This window comes from Streptomyces sp. S3(2020) (genome assembly GCF_013044505.1).
Lineage (GTDB): Bacteria > Actinomycetota > Actinomycetes > Streptomycetales > Streptomycetaceae > Streptomyces.
Genome location: NZ_JABERD010000197.1, coordinates 1 through 18,072, shown reverse-complemented (window position 1 = coordinate 18,072; position 18,072 = coordinate 1). Strand labels below are relative to the sequence as shown.

At 71.1% G+C, this 18,072-nt stretch carries 19 protein-coding genes; 10 read left to right on the top strand and 9 right to left on the bottom strand.

Annotation, left to right across the window (positions count from 1 at the left end; translation table 11 throughout):
- The 3 genes from HLK59_RS39115 to HLK59_RS39105 all read right to left on the bottom strand — a co-directional run.
- A partial coding sequence (locus HLK59_RS39115) for a BTAD domain-containing putative transcriptional regulator (RefSeq protein ID WP_171146400.1) occupies positions 1–876 on the bottom strand: 876 nt, incomplete at its 3' end.
- A 170-nt stretch (positions 877–1,046) separates the two neighbouring features.
- Positions 1,047–1,658 carry a hypothetical protein gene (locus HLK59_RS39110; RefSeq protein ID WP_171146399.1) on the bottom strand — a complete coding sequence of 204 codons (612 nt, stop codon included), beginning with the start codon at positions 1,656–1,658 and terminating at the stop codon, positions 1,047–1,049.
- Positions 1,659–1,813: 155 nt separating this feature from the next.
- Positions 1,814–5,230, bottom strand: a complete 3,417-nt coding sequence (locus HLK59_RS39105) for a BTAD domain-containing putative transcriptional regulator (RefSeq protein ID WP_171146398.1) — start codon at positions 5,228–5,230, stop codon at positions 1,814–1,816.
- A 179-nt stretch (positions 5,231–5,409) separates the two neighbouring features.
- Between HLK59_RS39105 and HLK59_RS39100 the strand changes: the two genes are divergently transcribed.
- The 3 genes from HLK59_RS39100 to HLK59_RS39090 all read left to right on the top strand — a co-directional run bounded on the left by HLK59_RS39100 (position 5,410) and on the right by HLK59_RS39090 (position 9,296).
- A complete protein-coding gene (locus tag HLK59_RS39100) occupies positions 5,410–6,111 on the top strand; it encodes a hemerythrin domain-containing protein (RefSeq protein WP_346779915.1) in 702 nt (233 codons plus the stop codon).
- The gene (locus tag HLK59_RS39095) at positions 6,108–7,043 is read left to right on the top strand and encodes a pyridoxamine 5'-phosphate oxidase family protein (RefSeq protein ID WP_171146397.1); all 936 of its coding nucleotides are present in this window, start codon (positions 6,108–6,110) and stop codon (positions 7,041–7,043) included. The genes HLK59_RS39100 and HLK59_RS39095 overlap by 4 nt, the downstream gene beginning before the upstream one ends.
- Positions 7,044–7,280: 237 nt before the next feature.
- Positions 7,281–9,296: a S9 family peptidase gene (locus HLK59_RS39090; protein ID WP_171146396.1), complete on the top strand. Its 2,016-nt coding sequence runs from the start codon at positions 7,281–7,283 to the stop codon at positions 9,294–9,296.
- Between the two features lie 130 nt (positions 9,297–9,426).
- Here the strand turns inward: HLK59_RS39090 and HLK59_RS39085 are convergent, their stop codons facing one another.
- From HLK59_RS39085 to HLK59_RS39070, 4 genes are all read right to left on the bottom strand, one after another.
- Complete coding sequence (locus tag HLK59_RS39085; protein ID WP_171146401.1) at positions 9,427–9,972, bottom strand: DUF305 domain-containing protein; 546 nt, start codon at positions 9,970–9,972, stop codon at positions 9,427–9,429.
- Positions 9,973–10,115: 143 nt separating this feature from the next.
- Positions 10,116–10,811: a DUF3105 domain-containing protein gene (locus HLK59_RS39080; RefSeq protein ID WP_171146395.1), complete on the bottom strand. Its 696-nt coding sequence runs from the start codon at positions 10,809–10,811 to the stop codon at positions 10,116–10,118.
- 66 nt (positions 10,812–10,877) lie between these two features.
- The gene (locus HLK59_RS39075; RefSeq protein WP_171146394.1) at positions 10,878–11,264 is read right to left on the bottom strand and encodes a hypothetical protein; all 387 of its coding nucleotides are present in this window, start codon (positions 11,262–11,264) and stop codon (positions 10,878–10,880) included.
- 266 nt (positions 11,265–11,530) lie between these two features.
- Complete coding sequence (locus tag HLK59_RS39070; RefSeq protein WP_171146393.1) at positions 11,531–11,728, bottom strand: hypothetical protein; 198 nt, start codon at positions 11,726–11,728, stop codon at positions 11,531–11,533.
- 135 nt (positions 11,729–11,863) lie between these two features.
- On the opposite strand from HLK59_RS39070, the gene HLK59_RS39065 reads away from it, so the two are divergent.
- From HLK59_RS39065 to HLK59_RS39050, 4 genes are all read left to right on the top strand, one after another.
- Positions 11,864–12,118 (top strand): hypothetical protein, encoded by a 255-nt coding sequence (locus HLK59_RS39065; protein ID WP_171146392.1) that lies wholly within the window; start codon positions 11,864–11,866, stop codon positions 12,116–12,118.
- A gap of 21 nt (positions 12,119–12,139) precedes the next feature.
- The gene (locus tag HLK59_RS39060; RefSeq protein ID WP_171146391.1) at positions 12,140–12,601 is read left to right on the top strand and encodes a GNAT family N-acetyltransferase; all 462 of its coding nucleotides are present in this window, start codon (positions 12,140–12,142) and stop codon (positions 12,599–12,601) included.
- A gap of 104 nt (positions 12,602–12,705) precedes the next feature.
- On the top strand, positions 12,706–13,041 hold the full coding sequence (locus HLK59_RS39055) for a metalloregulator ArsR/SmtB family transcription factor (protein WP_171146390.1): 336 nt from the start codon (positions 12,706–12,708) through the stop codon (positions 13,039–13,041).
- Positions 13,041–13,769, top strand: coding sequence for a cation transporter (locus tag HLK59_RS39050; RefSeq protein ID WP_171146389.1), 729 nt, complete (start codon positions 13,041–13,043; stop codon positions 13,767–13,769). The genes HLK59_RS39055 and HLK59_RS39050 overlap by 1 nt, the downstream gene beginning before the upstream one ends.
- 718 nt (positions 13,770–14,487) lie before the next feature.
- Here HLK59_RS39050 and HLK59_RS39045 read toward each other — a convergent pair.
- A complete protein-coding gene (locus HLK59_RS39045; protein ID WP_171146388.1) occupies positions 14,488–15,099 on the bottom strand; it encodes a TetR/AcrR family transcriptional regulator in 612 nt (203 codons plus the stop codon).
- A gap of 149 nt (positions 15,100–15,248) precedes the next feature.
- On the opposite strand from HLK59_RS39045, the gene HLK59_RS39040 reads away from it, so the two are divergent.
- On the top strand, positions 15,249–15,983 hold the full coding sequence (locus HLK59_RS39040) for an SDR family oxidoreductase (RefSeq protein ID WP_037738440.1): 735 nt from the start codon (positions 15,249–15,251) through the stop codon (positions 15,981–15,983).
- A 33-nt stretch (positions 15,984–16,016) separates the two neighbouring features.
- A complete protein-coding gene (locus HLK59_RS39035; protein WP_171146387.1) occupies positions 16,017–16,646 on the top strand; it encodes an NAD(P)-binding domain-containing protein in 630 nt (209 codons plus the stop codon).
- Positions 16,647–16,697: 51 nt separating this feature from the next.
- Here the strand turns inward: HLK59_RS39035 and HLK59_RS39030 are convergent, their stop codons facing one another.
- Positions 16,698–17,597, bottom strand: coding sequence for a LysR substrate-binding domain-containing protein (locus HLK59_RS39030; RefSeq protein WP_171146386.1), 900 nt, complete (start codon positions 17,595–17,597; stop codon positions 16,698–16,700).
- 108 nt (positions 17,598–17,705) lie between these two features.
- On the opposite strand from HLK59_RS39030, the gene HLK59_RS39025 reads away from it, so the two are divergent.
- Entirely contained in the window at positions 17,706–18,071 is a 366-nt protein-coding gene (locus tag HLK59_RS39025; RefSeq protein ID WP_171146385.1) for a nuclear transport factor 2 family protein, read from the top strand.
- Position 18,072 lies beyond the last annotated feature (1 nt).

Here is an 18,072-nt window from a genome sequence, read left to right as displayed (position 1 = left end):
CTCGTTGGCCTCTTCGCTGTCGCCATCGGGCACGGTGCCCCCCGAGACGGTCCCCTGCACCGCCAGATCCCCCTCGGCCCGGACCTGCCCGCCCCTGGCTTCCCCGGCCCGCGCGGCGGCCGACGGCAACAGCTCCGGATCCGCCCGCAGGATCCGTTCGTACAGTCGTTGCAGACGCGGGCCCGGATCCACGCCCAGCTCCTCCGCGAGCAGATCCCGCACCTGGGTGTACGCCTCCAGCGCGGCGAACTGCCGTCCGGAGCGGTAGAGCGCCAGCATCAGCATCTCGCGGAACCGCTCGTCGAGCGGGTGCGCGCCGACCAGAGCGGCCAGTTCGGGGGTGGCCTGGGTGTGGCCGCCGAGGTCGAGTTCGATGGCGAGCCGGGTCTCCAGCGCGGACAGCCTGAGCACTTCGAGGCGTTCACGCTGGGCCCCCGCCCACTCGCCGCGGACCCCGGACAGTGCGGGGCCCTGCCACAGGGCGAGCCCGGCCCGCAGGTGTACGGCGGCGTCCCGGGCGCTCCCGGCCTGCCGGGCGCGTTCGGAGCGGGCGACGAGCTCACGGAACGCGGCGAGGTCGAGGTCCTGGGGGAGGGCGCGTACGACGTAGGCGTCGCCCACGGAGTGGATGAGCGGGGCATCGCCGAGCGCCCGCCGCAGCCGGTGCACATAGGTGCGGACCGAACCCACCGCCGATGCGGGCGGTGCCGTACCCCACAGCGCGTCGACCAGTGCGCCGACCCGTACCTGGGCGCCTTGCGCGATCAGCAACGCACCGAGCACGGCGCGCTGTTGCGGTGGCCCCAGGTCCACTTCGGTCGTGCCGCGCCACGCGCTGACCGGCCCCAGCACCGCGAACCGTATCTGCTCCCGCACCCTTTGATCTCTCCCCCGATGGAACCCGCCCTCGGCACGGACTCTGCACGCCTCTCTTGGAAAAGACTTGAAGCCCGCTTGGCGGGGTGCGGCGCTTCGCGTACAGGAGTCGAAGGAGAGCGGAGGCGGTGAGTACCGGACTGGACTGTCAGGAGTTCCAGGTCACCAGCTCAGCACCCCTTGATGCTGCGCACGTTCGCCCAGTCCTCTCCGTAGAGTTTCCGTGACGGTGCGGGAGGCGTAAGAGCGGAATGGTGCAGGTAGTAGATCCTCGCCCGTGTACCGGGCGTCTGGTTGTTGTCCCACGAGCCTTCCCAGTTCCACGGGATGTACTTCTCCACGCCACAGGCCCACCACGCGATGCTGGTTCCGTTGAAATAGGTCTCCGAATAGGCGCAGAAGTACTCGTAGTCGGCCCCGCTGTTGCAGTGGACGTCGGACGTCCCGAACGTGCGGGGTCGCGCTTCGCCGGGCACGGGGACGGAGAGCGTGGCTCCACGGAGGTCGATCTGGTTTGCCGAAACCTGAGTCCCGCCCGTCTGGGCCACATACCTGTCGACCGCCTCTTGGAGGGCGTCAGCCTGGGTGGCGGTCAGTCCCGCGGCCCGCGCCTGAGAGGTGAAGTCCGACGGCGACGCGTGGGCCGGGCCGACTGTCAGGGCAGGCACCAGCATGATGGTGATGGCGGCGCCGATGCTGAGGAGCCACCGCTTGACGGCTGTCCGATGGCCGTTCCGGAGGGGCAGGGTGCAGGGGGAGTTCGCGTGCGTTCGCTGCGGCATGGCAGTCCCTTCGTGAGGTCTCTCCGGCTCTTTTCACGGCAGGATGCCTGTCACGGCCTGGCCTGGCGTTACACGTGAGCGCACAGGTCTTTGGCCTGCGCGCACTGTGGTGCGGCGTCCCCGTGCCACGTCAGGTGAGGTGAGGTCAGGTCAGGTCAGGTCACGATGATGCGGCGCCGTGCGCGGTACGCCGAGAGATCGGCGGCGGCCCGGTGGGCGTCTGCGGTGAGGTGGGGTGAGCCCCAGGCCCGCGCGGTGCGGGCGGCCAGGGCGTAGTGCTCGGCGGCGGCCTGGTCCTCGTCCAGGAACCGGTACAGATCGCCGAGGGCGTGGGCGAGGGGACGGGTGGCGTAGGCCATCCCGGCGGCACCCGCGAGCTGTTCCCGCAGGGGCAGCAGCCGCTCGACCAGCGCGGCCGCGGTGGCGTGGTCGTCCTGTAGGACGGCGAGCCGGGAGCGTATGTCGAGTTCGAGTCCGTAGAGATGGTCGGTCACCGGCTCCGGCGGGAAGTCCACCGTGCGCGCCTCGTCGATCCTGCCGAGGTCGGCCAGGGCGAACGCGAGCATGACGCCCACGGACGGTCCCGTCGAGTCGTACACGGGACGAATGATCTCTTCGACCTCGGCGACGCGCCCCTGGGCGAGCCGTACGGTGATCAGCCCGAGGGTGCGCAGGGCCGTGGCGTGGTGTGCCCCGACCCGCTGCAAAAGGCCGTCGGCCTCGGCGTATCCGGCCTCGGCGGTGTCGAAGCGCCCGGCGACGGCGGCCAGCATGGCCGAGGCGGCAGCGCCCAGACTCTGGGCCCAGAGCATCCGGTAGCGGCGGGCGAGGGCCAGCCCGTCGGCGGTGTGCCGGCGGACCGCCTCGGGATCGTTGAGGGCCGCGGCGGTCATCCCGTCGAGGTGTTCGCAGATCCAGCGGTAGGCGGGCAGGTCGTGGGCCCGGGCCAGCTCGCGCAACTCGGCGACCAGCGGCGGGCGCGCGCTGCTCTGTGCCTCGTGCGGCAGCAGCCTGGCGGAGGTCATCAGCGCGGCGGCCAGCAGGCGCGGCTCGCCGCCTGTGCGGGCGAGGGCCAGCTGGGTGCGGGCGGCGTCCAGGGCCCGTGGGGCGTCCTCGGCGGCCACGGCGTCGACGAGGACCTGGAGCACCCGGGCGCGGGTGGGCTCGTCCAGGCGGGGATCGGCCGCCAGTTCCTCGAGCCGGGCCAGCGAGTCACGGTCGTAGATGCCCTCCAGACGGCTCCGCCAGGGCGCGGGCTCGGTCCAGGCGCCGTAGACCGCCGCCACCAGATCGCCCCGGCCGGCCTGCTCGGCCAGTTCGACGGCTCGTTGCCGCGTGCCCCGCGCCGCCTCCGTGGAACCGGCCCGGATCTGCGCCCCGAGCAGCCGCACGAGCAGACCGACCGTGTCCTCGGGCTGCCCGTAGAGATCGGGCGTGGATGCCGTGTGCACGTCGATGGCCTGCTGGATGAGGCCTACGGCGATGTCGTGGGCGTAGCGCCGTTCGGCGACCTCGGCGGCGCGCAGCGCGTAGTCGACGGCGAGAGGCGCGTCCGAGGGGCTGCCGGAGCGGGCGAAGTGGTGGGCCAGGGCGGCGAGGTCGTCGGGATGATGGCGGCGCAACGCGCGTGCGACACGGCCGTGCAGCCGGGCGCGGCGGACTCCGGACAGGTCGGTGTACATGGTGTCGCGGACCAGCGTGTGCACGAACCGCACCCGTCCGGGTCCCGGCTCCGTGAGCAGGTCGGCGGCCAGGGCGGCGTCGAGTCCCGCCACGACCTCGTCCTCGTCGGCGTCGGCCGCGTCGATCAGCAGCGCCAGCTCCGCTTCCAGTCCTACGACGGCGGTGAGCTGTACGGCGGCCTGGGCGCCGGCGGGGAGCAGCGCCAACCGTCTGCGCAGCACGTCCCGGACGCCCTGCGGTACCTCGGACGTGGCGACCAGGGCGCCTTCGCTGGCGAGCAGCCGGGCGCTCTCCAGGACGTAGAAGGGGTTGCCGCCGGTGCGTTCGGCGAGGGCGGCCACGGTGGGCGCGTCGACCGGCTTGCCGCACACCGCGTCGACGACGGTCGCGACGTCTTCCGGCGGCAGCCCGCACAGTGTGATGCGGTGTGGGGCGCCGGGGGCGAGGTGGGCGAGTGTCTTGCCCAGGTGCTCGCCGACCTCGGCGGGACGGTAGCTGGCGACGGTGAGCAGGGGCATGCCGGTGAGGGCGGCGGCGGCTTCGAGCAGGGCGAGTGTCTCGCCGTCGGCGCGGTGCAGGTCCTCCAGGACGACGGCGAGCGGTGCGGTGCCCGCCGCGGCCCGCAGCCATTCGGCGAACGCGCGGTGCATCCGGAAGCGTCCGGCGGTCGCCTCGTCGCGGGTCGTGGCGGCCAGGTTCTCCGGCTCGCGCAGCAGCACGGCCAGTTCCCCGGGCTGGGCCGGGGGTATGTCCCGGGCGAGTGCGCCCAGTGCCTCCACCCATGCCCAGGCGGGCGGCGCACCCTCGTACTCGGGGCACCGCCCGAGCACCACCGTCCACCCGTCGGCCCGCAGCACCTCGGCGAGTCGCTCCAACAGCGCCGACTTCCCCGCCCCGGCCTCCCCGGTGACCAGCACCGTTCCCGCGCCGTTGCGAGCGGCCCCCGCGGCGGCTCGCAGGGCACCCAGTTCTGCGGTGCGGCCGACGAAGAGGGTGTTTCTGTTGAGCACCTTGCCGCCAGTGGCCGGCGCGGGCACGACCACTGCCGGCACCGCCTGGGCATCCGACGCCGACGTGGGGACGCGTGACTTGGGGGCGGGTACGGCCGATGCCGAACGCATCGGGATGGCCGCGTGCAGGACTTCCAAGCGCTGGGTGAGTACCGCCTGTTCCAGTTGCGCCAGCGCCGGGCCCGGGACGCAGCCCAGTTCCTCGCGGAGTGTGCGTGTGGCGCGGCGCAGGGTGGCGAGGGCGTCGGACTGGCGACCGCAGGCCCAGTGGGCGAGGGTGAGCAGGCGCCAGCCCTCCTCCCGCAAGGGGCCCTGCGCGACGAGGACTTCGGCCGCGGGGACGGCCTCGGCCGCGCGGCCGGTGCGCAGGTCGGCTGCCACGGCGAGTTCGGCGGCTTCGGTCCGCAGCCCCGTCAGGCCGGCCGCCTCCGAGGCGGCCCAGGACTCGTCCGCGTGCTCCGCGAAGGCGGGCCCCTGCCACCACCCGAGGGCCTCGGCGAGCAGCGCGCGGGCCTCCTCCGCCGGGGCACGGCGGGCCCGGCTCACCGCGGCCTCGAAGCGCCAGGCGTCCACGGCGTCCCGGGACAGCCGCAGCGCGTAGCCGGGCGGCGTGGTGACCAGGATGGTCGCCGGGGTGCGGGGCGGGCGCCCGGGTTCGAGCAGACGGCGGAGGTTGGAGACGTAGGCGTGCAGGGATACGAGGGCCTTGGCGGGCGGTTGCCCGCGCCACAGCGCGTCCGCCATCCGGTCCACCGGCACGACACCGCCACGGGCCGTCGTGAGCAGTGACAGGAGGGCCCGCTGCCGGGGCGTGCCCAGGTGAACCGGTTCGCCCTCGACCTCGGCGCCCAGCGAACCCAGCACTCGAATACGCAGCATGTTGGGGGAATCTACCCGCATGGCGGTGCCGTCCGGCGGTGCCGTCCTGTGAACGGATCACGGACACGGCCCACGAGCCGAGCGGTCCAACGGGCGCCAAGCGGACGCCAAGCGGAGTCCAAGTGGTCGAACGACCCTGGAAGCTTGTCACTGGTACCTGATCGTTGGAGCTTCCGAGCGTGTCCCCCAGCATTACGACGGACGAACTTCCCCCGGCCGAGCGGCCGTACACCCACGAAATGGTCGTGGTCCACCGTGTCTTTCGCCGCGAGTCGGCGCTGCTGCCCCGGTTGGTGCGCGCGGTGCCCGACGGCGGGACGGCCCGCGCGGCGCAGGTCGTGGAGCATCTGCACACGTATCTGGGCGGTCTGCACCACCATCACGCGCTGGAGGACGAGCTGGTCTGGCCCTTGCTCCGGACCCGTGCCGCACAGGACGACGAACTGGTCTCCCGGATGGAGGAGCAGCACCGGCGCATAGACGAAAGCCTTCGAGCGGTCGCGGAGTGGACACCCGCCTGGGAACCGGCGGCGGACCCCATCGCAGGGGAGGAACTGGCCCTGGCGCTGGACGCGCACCGCACTGTCCTGCTCGAACACCTCGACGACGAGGAGCGGTTGGTCCTTCCGCTCGTCGCCGAACACCTCACCGTCGCGGAGTGGGACGTGGTCGGCACACGCGGCATGGAGCAGATACCGAAGAGCCAGCTCTTCATCGCCCTCGGCGCCCTCCTGGAGGAGGCCACGCCGCAGGAACGCGCCCATCTCCTCGGCAAGGCCCCGCTCATCGGCCGTCTGCTGTGGAAGGTCGTCGGCCACCGCCAGTACGCCGCCGCCCGCCGGGCGATCCGTGGCCCGCTCGACGAGGGGTACCACGCGTGAGCCCGCTCGACTCCGCCCCTCTCGACGTCCTGGACGCCTACCGGACCTGCGAGTTCGTGACGCTCGGCAAGGACGGCACCCCGCTGGTCTGGCCGACGGCGGTGCGGCGCCGCCCCGACGGGACACTGCTGCTGTCCACGTCCCTCGCGTTCGCACAGAAGGCACTGAACATCCGCCGGGACGGCCGGGTCGCCCTGCTCTTCTCCGACCCCACCGGCAGTGGCCTGCACCAGCCCCCGGAGATCTTCGTCGGCGGCCGCGCCGAGTGCCCCGACGAGATCAGGACCGGTCCGCAGGGCGCCGAGGACTACTGGCGGATGCTCTTCGAACGGCAGCCGCACAGCAGGGCGTACGTCTCACTCCCACTGCGGCGCATGATGGCCTGGTACTACCTGCGGCTGCTGATCACCGTCACTCCGGAACAGGTGATCGTACGAGAGCCTCCCGAACCCGTTGCCGGGCGCCTCGCCGAGCGCATTGCCGAGCCACCCCGCCCGAACACGCTCCCGGGAGCTGTGCAGCTGGCGCGCCATTCCACCGCGGTGCTCGCCGCCCGGGACGACTCCGGAGCGCCGGTGCTCGCCCGCACCCGGCCCGTGCCCGCGGACGGCGGCTTCGAGATCCGCGTCCCCGAGGACTGCACCGCTGCCCCCGGCCCCGCCTCCCTGCTGGTCCACCGGCACGACGAGAGGCTCAACCATATGCACAACGCCTTGGTACGCGGCGAGTTGAGGAGGGACGGCTCCACCTGGCTGCTGGTTCCCGAACGGGTCGTGGAGCCCATGGGCACCGGCCGCCCGACCGATGCGTGGCGTGTGCTGCGCCGGACCAACCGGGCCACGGCCCGCTACCTGGAGCGCCGCGGCTTGCCCCGGCCACCCGTCCAATGGAATGAGTTCAGGGACCTGGTGACCGAGCTCAAGCGCCGCTGACGACCACAAGCCCGGCGACGTGCGCGCGACGGCGTCGCGGAGGTCCGTCCAGGGCGTCCGCGACACCGAGGACCAGTCAATTCCCCACCCCAGCGGCCAAGGACCGGCGAGCGTCGACAGACGGGCGCCAGCAGCGAGCAAAGGTGAAGGCCGTCCTGTCGACGCGATCGGGCGGGATCTTCGCGCTGGGCCGAACTCCCTGGCCCTCGTGCCGCGAGGAGGGTGACAATCGCCCGCATGACCGAGTCCTCCGGTGGCCTGTCCACCTTCCGTGACCTGTCCGCCTTCGTCGCCCGCCCCCGCGTCAACTCACTTGCCCTGTCTGTGGACGGCACTCGTCTCGTCGCCGCCGTGCAGTCGCTGTCCGGGGACGGGACACGGTTCGTGTCCGGTCTGTGGGAGATCGACCCGGCCGGGGAGCGCGATGCGCAGCGGCTGACCCGCTCCGACAAGGGCGAGTCGGGGCCGGAGTTCGGTCCCGACGGGACGCTGTACTTCCTGTCCGGCCGCGCCGCCGCGGACGGTGACAGCGACGAGGACGAGGGCGCCGCGCTGTGGGCGCTGCCCCCGCGCGGCGAGGCCACCGTCGTGGCCCGGCACCCGGGCGGGATCGCCGCGGTCACCGTCGCCCGGAACTCCGGCGCGCTCTGCCACACCGCGGGGCTGCTGCCGGGCGCCGCCGACGCCGAGGCGCACGGCAAGCTGCGTATGGCACGCAAGGACGCGAAGGTCACCGCGATCCTGTACGAGGCCGGGCCGACCCGCGCCTGGGACCACGACCTCGGCCCGGCGGAGCCGCACATCTTCGTCCGCGCCGGTGCCGACGCGGAGCCGGTCGACGCCGGTGGACAGGGGGTCGGCCTGGAGGATCCGGGGGACGCGGCGCTGTCGCCGGACGGCACCCGGGTCGCGTACCGCCGGTTCGTGCCCGGGCGGGTCCCGGACGAGAACCGCACCGCCGTGGTGGTGGCCGACGCGGTGACCGGTGCGGAGATCCACGTCATCGGTGATCTGGAGCACCTCTACGAGGCGCCGCGGTTCACACACGACGGCTCGGCCGTCGTGTGCTGCCGGATGCGCTACCCGACGTACGACGAACCCTGGGACGCGACCCTCGTCCGGATCGACCTGGCCGACGGCTCGGAGCGGGACCTGCTGCCCGGGTTCGACAACTGGCCCGGTGGCGTTGCCTGTTCACCGTTCGACGACACGCTCTTCTTCACCTCCGACGAGCAAGGGCACGCGCCCGTCTTCCGACGCGACCCGCACGGCGACGTCACACGCCTCACCGCGTCGGGCGCGTACGGCTCGCTGACCGTGGCCCCCGACGGACGGACGCTCTACGCCTTGCGCCACGCGGTCGACGCGCCGCCGACGCCCGTGCGGATCGACGCCGACGCCGTCGACCAGACTCCGGTCGACCTGCCCGCCCCGGGCGGCGTAGGGGAACTGCCCGGCACGCTCACCGAGGTCCACGCGCAGGCCGACGACGGGTTCGTGCTGCGTGGCTGGCTCGTGCTGCCCGAGGGCGCGTCCGCCGAGCGGCCCGCGCCGCTGCTCGTCGCCGTCCACGGCGGACCGCAGTTCAGCTGGAACGGCTGGACCTGGCGGTGGAACCCGTGGCCGTTCGCCGCGCGCGGCTATGCGGTGCTGCTGCCGGACCCGGCCCTGTCGACCGGCTACGGGCAGATCAACCACCGGCGCGGCTGGGGGCAGTGGGGCGGGCGCCCCTACACGGACGTGATCGCGCTGACCGACGCGACCGAGGCCCGGGACGACATCGATGCCGGACGCACGGCGCTCGCGGGCGGCTCGTACGGCGGATACATGGCGAACCGCGTCGCCACCACCACGGACCGGTTCAGGGCCATCGTCAACCACGCGGGCCTGTGGGACCTGCGGATGTTCCAGGGCGACACCGACGTGCCCTGGTACTTCCAGCGGATCTTCGGCGACCCGCTGACCCGCCCCGAGCGGTACGAGGCCGACTCACCGCACTTGGACGTCGCGAAGATCCGCACCCCGATGCTGGTCATCCACGGCGCGAAGGACTACCGCGTGCCCGTCGGGCAGGGCGCCACGCTCTTCCAGGAACTCCAGCGGCACGAAGTCCCCGCGAAGTACCTCTACTTCCCGGACGAGAACCACTGGGTCCTGAAGCCGAACCACGCACGCCTGTGGTACGAGACGTTCCTCAACTTCCTCGACCACCACGTCCTCGACGCTGAGTGGCAGCGACCGGACCTGCTGTGACCGGGCTGCTGTGACCGGGCCGAGCCGAGTGCCGAACTTCCGGTACGTGCTGGGTACCGCCGTACAGCTCTGACGGCCTTGACGGCCTTGACGGCTTGGACGGCCGTACGGCGATACCCAGCAGGGGAGTTCACGCGGTCGCGCCACGCTCCTTGAGCATGTCGGCCATCAGGTCCATCTCGGACCGCTGGCCTTCCACCATGCCCTTGGCCAGCCGCCGCACCTGTTCGGTCTCGGCGTTCGAGGCCGCGGCTTCGGACATGTCGACGCCGCCCTTGTGGTGCACGGTGAGCAACTGGAGGTAGAGGATCTCCGCTTGTTCACCACTTGTCTCACGCAGCTGGTCCAACTGGGTGTTGGTGGCCATGCCGGGCATGAGCGAGCCGTCGTGCGCCTCGTACATCGAGCCGTGGCCCATCCAGGTCATGGGTGGGTCCTGCGAGTACGTGGGCAGGTCCCAGCCGTCCAACCAGCCCAGCAGCATGCCGCGTTGATTGGCCTGGGTGTTGATGACGTCGTAGGCGAGGCGCCGCACGTCCTCGTCGTCGGTGCGGTCGCGGACGATGAACGACAGTTCCACCGCCTGCTGGTGGTGGACGGCCATGTCCCGGGAGAAACCGGCATCCACCGAGTCGCGCCCAGGCGTGGCGGTCGCGTCGCCGCTCGGCCAGAACATGGCGACGAGGAGCGCGACGACAATGGCCGCCGTGACGAGGGCACCGGAGACCAGCAGCCGGGGCAGGCGAGACCGGGCCCCAGGCACGTCATCGACCAGAGGGTCGTCCACGTCCTGGTCGCCTGTGCCCAGTTCGGTGGCGGTCACGCGGACAGCCCTCCCGTGCAGGCGGCGCCGGGCTCGGGAGTCTGCGCCCCTTGGACGTACTTGCCGAGGAACTCGGACACACGCGGATCCGACTCACTCTTCACGTTCAGCTGACGGCCCCATGCGGTGAGCGTGATCGGCGACGACTGATCGTCGAATGGACTCATCAGCGTGTACGGCGTCTTGGCGACCTTGGTGGCGAGCGCCTTGACGTCCGCTTGATCCGCCTTGGCGTTGTAGGTGATCCATACGGCCCCGTGCTCCAGGGAGTGGACCGCGTTCTCCTCCTTTATGGCGCTGGTGTAGACGTCACCGTTGCAGTTCTGCCAGACCTGGGAGTGATCACCGCCGGCGGCCGGGGTCATCGGGTAGTCGACGTCCTTGTCGACGTGGTTCTGCGTCAGCTTCTTCCAGCTCTTCTCGCCGGAGACCGGGGCGGCCTGGACGGCCTCCTTCTCGTTGGCCTGGTCGACCAGGTACCAGCCACCGGCCGCCACGCCGACCACGATCGCCGTGGACGCGATGACGGTGATGATCCGGTTGCGGCGCTCGCGGGCGCGTTCGGCGCGCCGCTGCTCCTCGATCCGGGCGCGGCGGGTGGTGGCGCGCTCCTTGGCCGACGGCTTGTTGCCGTTGCCGGAACCCTTCGTGTTCTTGGTGCTCTTGTTCGTCTTCGAGTTGGCGGAAGCCATGCCGAAGTCCCTTTCGTACAGCGGAGAGTGACGGATGTCCGTGATCGTGTGGATCGGGCATCCGGTCTAGGTCCGCAGCACCTGAAGGGTGTGGAGGTCCGGGGGACGAGGGGCCGCCGGACGAGCGTCGGCCGGAACCGGGAGAGCCACCGGACGAGCGTCGACACGAACGGGCAGCGCCTGGGGCACGGGGTGCGGTCCGGGACCGGTGGTCGGATTGCCCACCGCCGCCGAGCCCCCGCACCGGTCATGGCCGGGCGAGGCACAGACCCGCTCGCGGGTGTCGTCCGTCGCGATGTCGTACGACGTCGGCGCGGCCGGCGTTGTCGACGCGGCGGCGACGGGGAGGGCGACATGCCCGTGGGTGCACAGGCAGGCGATTCCGAGCACCGAGGCCAGGGCGACCAGCAGACCCAGGAGCACGGACGTGCTGCGCCGTCGAACGTTCGTCATCGGTCGCGGGCCAGCTGCTCGCGCGGTGTGCACGTGCTGACGGTACGGATGGAAGGGGCGGTGCGGGGGCGCACCGACACCATCACGCGCAGTGCCTCCTGGCCGTTGCCCCGTCCTGGGACCGCTGCCCGAACGTCAAGCAGGTCGGCTCCCTTCCACCATCTCACCGGGGCATAGAACCAGCCGACATCGCAGCAACGCAAGGCGAAGGCCTCCGCTCGGCCATCCATGGATCAGGCGGCGCCGGTCACAGGACCCGTCAAGGCCTACGTCAGCGGGCAGGCGTTCATGCTCATCGACCCCACCGCAGGCCCGGCGGCCATCGCCAAGCCCGACCCGCCAGGGCCACCTCGCACCTGGCCGCAGGTGCCGACGAGGGTCACGATCGCTCGGACGACGGCGGCGATCCTGGTGATGCCGCAACGGAGCTTCCCCAGGTCCCGCCAGCACTTGAGCATCGCCACGGCGCGCTCACTGCGACCAGGGCCCTGCCGACCACGGGTCGGGCGACACCAGCGAGAGCCGATCCGGCGGCGGTGACCAGCGCGAAGACCGGATAGGTGCTGAAGGGCGCGGCTGGACAGGCCGATGGTAGACGGATGGGCAATCGCCCAACCTGGCCCGCTTCGTCTTCTGCGCCCCGCACACCCGGCAACACCGATCCCGTCGAACTCGTCACCCGCAGCACCGAGTTCGCCATGCGCTGGGACGCGCACGACATCGACTACTACCGCAGAGGACGTCAGCGCTTCCACCACGCCGCTGTCGGCGATCTCGGCCTCGACTACGACGCCCTGCAAGACTGGTTCGAAACACAGCTCAGCGACCGCGGCGACCACCACGGCAGGGCATAGGGCGCACATCTCACGATCGGAGTGAATGGTTTGAACGACTCGTACGAGCTGAGCGTGGGTGTGCCCTCTGTCGAGGTCTTCCGCCGCCTGCGCACCGACGCCGGTCTCTCGGACAAAACCCCGGAAGCCGTCACGCTAGCCCTGCCCAACACCTGGCACGGGGTGGTCGTCCACCACGAGGGGAATCCCGTGGGCATGGGGCGCATCATCGGTGACGGCGGTACCGCGTTCCAGATCGTCGACATCTGCGTCCATCCGGCACACCAGGGCCGCGGCCTCGGCACGCGCATCATGGCCGCGCTCACCGAGGAACTGGAGCGCCGGGCACCCGCCACCGCATACGTATCCCTCATCGCCGACGGCCCCGCCCGCTTCCTCTACGAGAAGTACGGCTTCGCCGACACCGCCGTGCACGACTCGATCGGCATGTACCGCGTGATGGGCGCGAGCACTGACCTCAGCGGATCACGAGTGGAGCCATAGACGGTTGCTGCGCCGCCGGCCCGTGGGCCGAGCGTATGTCAGCCGCCCTCATTCACCGACTGTTCAAGGTTCCCTGAATTCAGGATGCTGTGTACTGCCGTGGTGTGCTGACCGGTGCTTCCGACATCGACGTGCTGGCCCGCTTCGGCCGCGCGCTCGCCGACCCGATCCGCTGCCGGATCCTGCTCGCCCTGCGCCAGGCGCCGGCCTACCCGGCCGACCTCGCCGAGGCGCTCGGTGTCTCCCGCACCCGGCTGTCGAACCACCTTGCCTGCCTGCGGGACTGCGGCCTGGTCGTGACCGCCCCCAACGGGCGCCGCACCCGCTACGAGCTCGCCGACGAACGCCTCGGTCACGCCCTGGACCACCTGCTCGCAGCCGTGGTCGCGGTCGAGTCGGACAAGACCTGCCCGGACGCCGCCACAAGGGACTGCTGCTGATGACCGCGATATCGCTCGGCCCGCCCCCGGCCCGCCGCGACGCGCTCACCCGCCGGATACGGCTGCTGGTCGCCGCGACCATCACCTACAACGTCATCGAGGCGATCGTCGCCCTCACCGCCGGCACCCTGGCTTCCTCCACGGCCCTGGTCGGCTTCGGTCTGGACTCGGTCATCGAGGTGTCCTCAGCCGCCGCGGTCGCCTGGCAGTTCTCCGCTCGCGAGCACGCGGTCCGTCGGGCGCGAGAGAAGACCGCCCTGCGGATCATCGCCCTGTCCTTCTTCGTTCTCGCTTCCTACGTCAGCGTCGACGCCGTGCGCGCGCTGGCCGGGAGCACCGAGGCCGACCGCTCGATCCCCGGCATCGTGCTGGCCGCGCTCTCCCTGGCGGTCATGCCGTTCCTGTCCGCCGCCCAGCGCACGGCCGGGAGGGAACTCGGTTCCGCGAGCGCGGTCGCTGACTCCAAGCAGACCCTGCTGTGCACCTACCTCTCCGCCGTCCTGCTGGCCGGCCTGATCCTGAACGCCGTTCTCGGCTGGTCCTGGGCCGACCCGATCGCCGCCCTCGTGATCGCCGCCATCGCCATCAAGGAGGGCCGCGACGCCTGGCAGGGCAAGGGCTGCTGCGCACCTGCCGCCCACCCTGCTGCCAACACCCGAGCACACGGACCGGCCCCGGACACGGAGGATGCGAGCGGCTGCGGCTCGGGCTGCTCCTGCTGTTCCTGAACGTCTCATGGTCATCCCGCTCCCATGGCGGCCGGCGCGTGGATACGGTCCGGGCGCAAGGGGGCGGGGGCATCGGTGGAGTGGACCATCTGTGCGAGGTTGGCCGCCGGGTTGCCGATCTCGACGGTGACCCGCGGTCACGTCGACCAACCTGCTGTCCAACGTGGTGGCCGGGCCGAGCGCCCTGCGCCGCTACCGACGCAACGACACCCTGCGCGCGGCACCCGACCCGCCGCCTGGTCGCCTGGACGCTGCCTGGCGTCAACGCCGTGCGCGTGTTCGTAGTGCCGGGCCCAGCCGCCTTCCGGCGCTGATCCCTCCCTACTCCCGCCGCGCGGGCTGCGGCTGTGCATCCGAACCCGGCACCCGTTCGGCAACCGGGCCCCGACCGAAGCCGCCGTCACACCGTTCCCGCTCGGCGCCCGGCCGCACCTGACCGAGGCGGCACTCCGACGGCTGCTAAGCAGTCTCGCCACCACCCGTTTCGATACCTGACCGGCGCCCACCGGCTACACCGCAGTACAGACCCGTGTGGCGGTGCCACATAGCAGCCAGGAGACCGAACTCGGCGCAGGCGGCGCGTACATGGCGGCCCGGTACCGGGCAAGCAAGGGAACCCGCGCTGCGGCTGCAGCCGAATACGGCGAGGCCGTCACCGCCCGGCAGCACAGCGGCGCGACCGGCGGCAGCGCGTTCGGCCCGGCCGCGGAGTGGCAGGTCAACTCGACGCTTCGTCCCTGCGCCGGTCATCGCCGGCTGCGGCAGAGATGGCGTTGTCGATGAGGACGGCGGCGACGGCGGCGGCGGTGGGGAAGGCGTCGGCGTTGAGGACGCGGGTGCGTGCCGCGGCGCCGTCGATGAGGAGTGCGAGTTGCTCGCCGAGTTGTTCGGGGTCGGCGGCGCCGGCTTCGCGGGCGGTGTCGGCGAGCCGGGCGGCGACGGCCTTCTTGTAGTCGCGTGCGTACTGGGATGCGGGGTGCTGGGGGTCGTGGAGTTCGACGGCAGCGGCGATATAGGGGCACAGGGGAGTGGTGGGGGGAATGTCGAAGGCGGCGAGGAGCCGTTCGCGGGGCGTGAGGTCGGGGCGGTCGAACACGCCGGACAGGACAGCGGGGTCGAACCGGCGCAGGTACTCGGCGACGAGCTCGTCCTTGTTGGTGAAGTGCTGGTAGGCCGTGCGCTTGGACACCTCGGCCGCCGAGCAGAGCTGGTCCATGCCGGTGCGGTTGATGCCCTGCTCGCGAAACAGCCGCTGCGACGCACTGAGGATGCGCTCGCGCGCGCCCCGGCCGCGGCGGCGACCCGTGGGGCCCTTCTCCAACTCCGTCATGCGCCCATGCTACCCGAGCTGGGTAACGACCGGTGTACATAGTTGCGTTCCTGGCTGCCCGCCTCGTACGGTAAGCACACCAAGCGGTGTACATAATGCCGTCACCCCAGGTGCGCACGGCACGGCACCACCGACGCAAAGGAACGACCATGGGCAAGCTCGACGGCAAGGTGGCGGTCATCACCGGCGGCACCACGGGCATGGCGCTGGCCGGCGCGAAGCTGTTCGTCGACGAGGGAGCACACGTCTTCATCACCGGCCGTCGCCAGGACGCCCTGGACGAGGCCGTGAAGCAGATCGGCCGCAACGTCACCGGCGTCCAGGGTGACGCCGCCGACCTGGACGACCTGGACCGTCTGTACGACACCGTCAAGCGGGAGAAGGGAAGCCTCGACGTGCTGTGGGCCAGCGCGGGCGGGGGTGAGCCCGCTCCGCTCGGCGAGATCACCGAGGCCCAGTTCGACACCTGGTTCGGGCTCAACGCGCGCGGCACCCTGTTCACCGTCCAGAAGGCGCTCCCGCTCTTCAACGACGGCGGCTCCATCCTCATGACCGGCTCCAACGCCTCTCTCGGCGCCTTCCCCGGCTGGAGCGTCTACGCCGGCAGCAAGGCCGTCCAGCAGGCCTGGGCCCGCATCTGGCTCAACGAGCTCAAGGACCGCCGTATCCGCGTCAACGTCCTGACCCCCGGCCAGGTCGCCACCGCCAAGCAGGAGGAACTCTTCGACGAGGCAACCAAGCGCCAGTTCGAGTCCCTCATCCCTCGCGGTCAGATGGGCCGCCCCGACGAGATCGCCACCGCCGCCCTCTTCCTCGCCTCCGACGACTCCAGCTACGTCAACGGCATGGAACTCGTCGCCGACGGCGGCACCACCGCCATCTGAACCGGACAACCCACGACCAGGGAAGGACACCTCATGAGCAGCAGCAGCAGCATCAGCATCATCGGCACCGGGAACATGGCCCGCACCATCGGCGCGCGGGCACTGGCGGGCGGCAACACCGTCGAGGTCATGGGCCGTGACCGGTCCAAGGCCACCGACCTGGCCAAGACTCTCGGCGGCGCCACGACGGGAGAATGGGGGACAACCCCGGCCGGGGACATCGTCATCGTGGCCCTGTTGTACGACGGTGTCGTGCCGGTCGTTGCCCAGTACGGAGAGGCTCTCGCGGGCAAGGTCATCGTCGACATCAGCAACCCCTTCAACTCCACGTTCGACGGACTGGCCCACCGCCAGGAGACCTCGATCGCGCAGGAGGTCACCAAGGCGGCCCCGGCCGACGCCGGCGTGGTGAAGGCGTTCAACACCGTCTTCCGTCACGTCCTGGAGAAGGGCCGGCCAGACGTTTTTCTCGCTGGCGACAACGCTCAGGCCAAGGCAAGTGTGGAGACGTTCGTCGAGAGCCTCGGGCTGCGCCCGCTGGATGTCGGCGGCCTCAAAATGGCGCACTGGCTGGAAGGGGCGGGAGTGGTCACGGTGGGCCTCGCCAACCACGGCGTGGGGAACCTGGACTTCGCCCTCAGCATCACCGAACTTCCCGTCTGAGCAGTCAGTTGACGGACCATCATGCTGATGTCAGCGGACAGACCTGTGTGTTCAGGAGGAGGCCGCAGGGGCGGGCTTGGTGAACGCCTGCCGACTGTGCACGAGCAGCTCACGCATCCCGGGGCTGCTCGTGCCCTTCCAGACCAGAGCGAGCAACGCGGGTGTATCGACGTCAGCGATGGTGCGGGCGGTGAGCCGGTCGTGGTAGCGCGCAGCCATGGAGTCGCTGAGGATGGCGACGCCGAGCCCGCGGGCCGCGAGGTCGGCAATGGCGTCCGCGGCGCTGGCCTGCAGCGCGATAGTGGGTCGGAGGTTCTGCACGGCGCAGGCATGCTCGAATACCGTGCGCAGGCCGGTGCCCGGCGGCATGCACACGATGGGGTGGGCGACCAGGTCGCGCAGGGTGACCCGCTGCCGCTTCGCCAGGGGGTGCCCGGTCGGGACTGCCACGACGAGCCGCTCGCTGATGATGGTCAGCGCGTCCAGCCCCTCGGGGGTGGTGGCCGCGGCCCCGATGAGTGCCAGGTCGACCGCACCGGTACGCACCCCCTCGACGAGCCGGTCCGAGCTGTCCTCCAGAAGCGAGATCTCCACACCGGGATGTGCACGGTGGAACGCGGCGAGGGCGTCGAACAGCGGGGTGAGGGTGCAGCCGATGACCATCCCGACGGTGAGCCGACCTCGGATCAGACCGGTCACCTCGCCCACCGCCTGCCCGACTGCCCCAGCGGCGGCGAGCGCGGCGCGGGCGTGTTCGAGTGCGGCCTTTCCCGCGGTGGTGAGGGTGACGGTTCGGGCCGACCGGTCGAACAGCTCGGCACCGAGTTCCCGTTCCAGCTGGCGGATCTGGGCGCTGACACCGGACTGGCTGATGTGCAGCCGACCGGCTGCCCGGGTGAAGTTCTGCTCCTCGGCGACCGCGACGAAGTATTCCAGCTGCCTCAGATCCATAATCGTAGATTCTAGTTTCCAGAAGAACCATCTGTTGGACTTCTGGTCAGTCGGCGGCCAGGCTTGGCCAGGCTGGGAAGTGTCGAAGCCCGACGTCAGGAGGAACTCGTGCCGGAGTACGAGAAGGCCATGCGCCCCGAGGACATCACCCGCTTCTTCGTCGAACGGTCCAACGCTGGTGACGCGGCCGGGGTCGCCGCACTCTACGAAGAGGGTGCGGTGCTGGCCTACCCGCCCGGCGACCGGACGGTGGGCCGGCAGGCGATTCACGTGCTGTGGGAGAAGGTGCTGGCCAACCGTCCCCGTTTCGAACAGGAACAACCGCTGCCGACGCTGATCAGCGGTGACATCGCCCTGACCTCGACCCCACCGAAGGACGGGACCGGTGCCCGGGCGCAGGTCGTCCGGCGCCAGCCTGATGGAAGCTGGCTGCGCGTGCTGGACCAGCCCGAGTTCCTCCCACCCACCCGCTGAC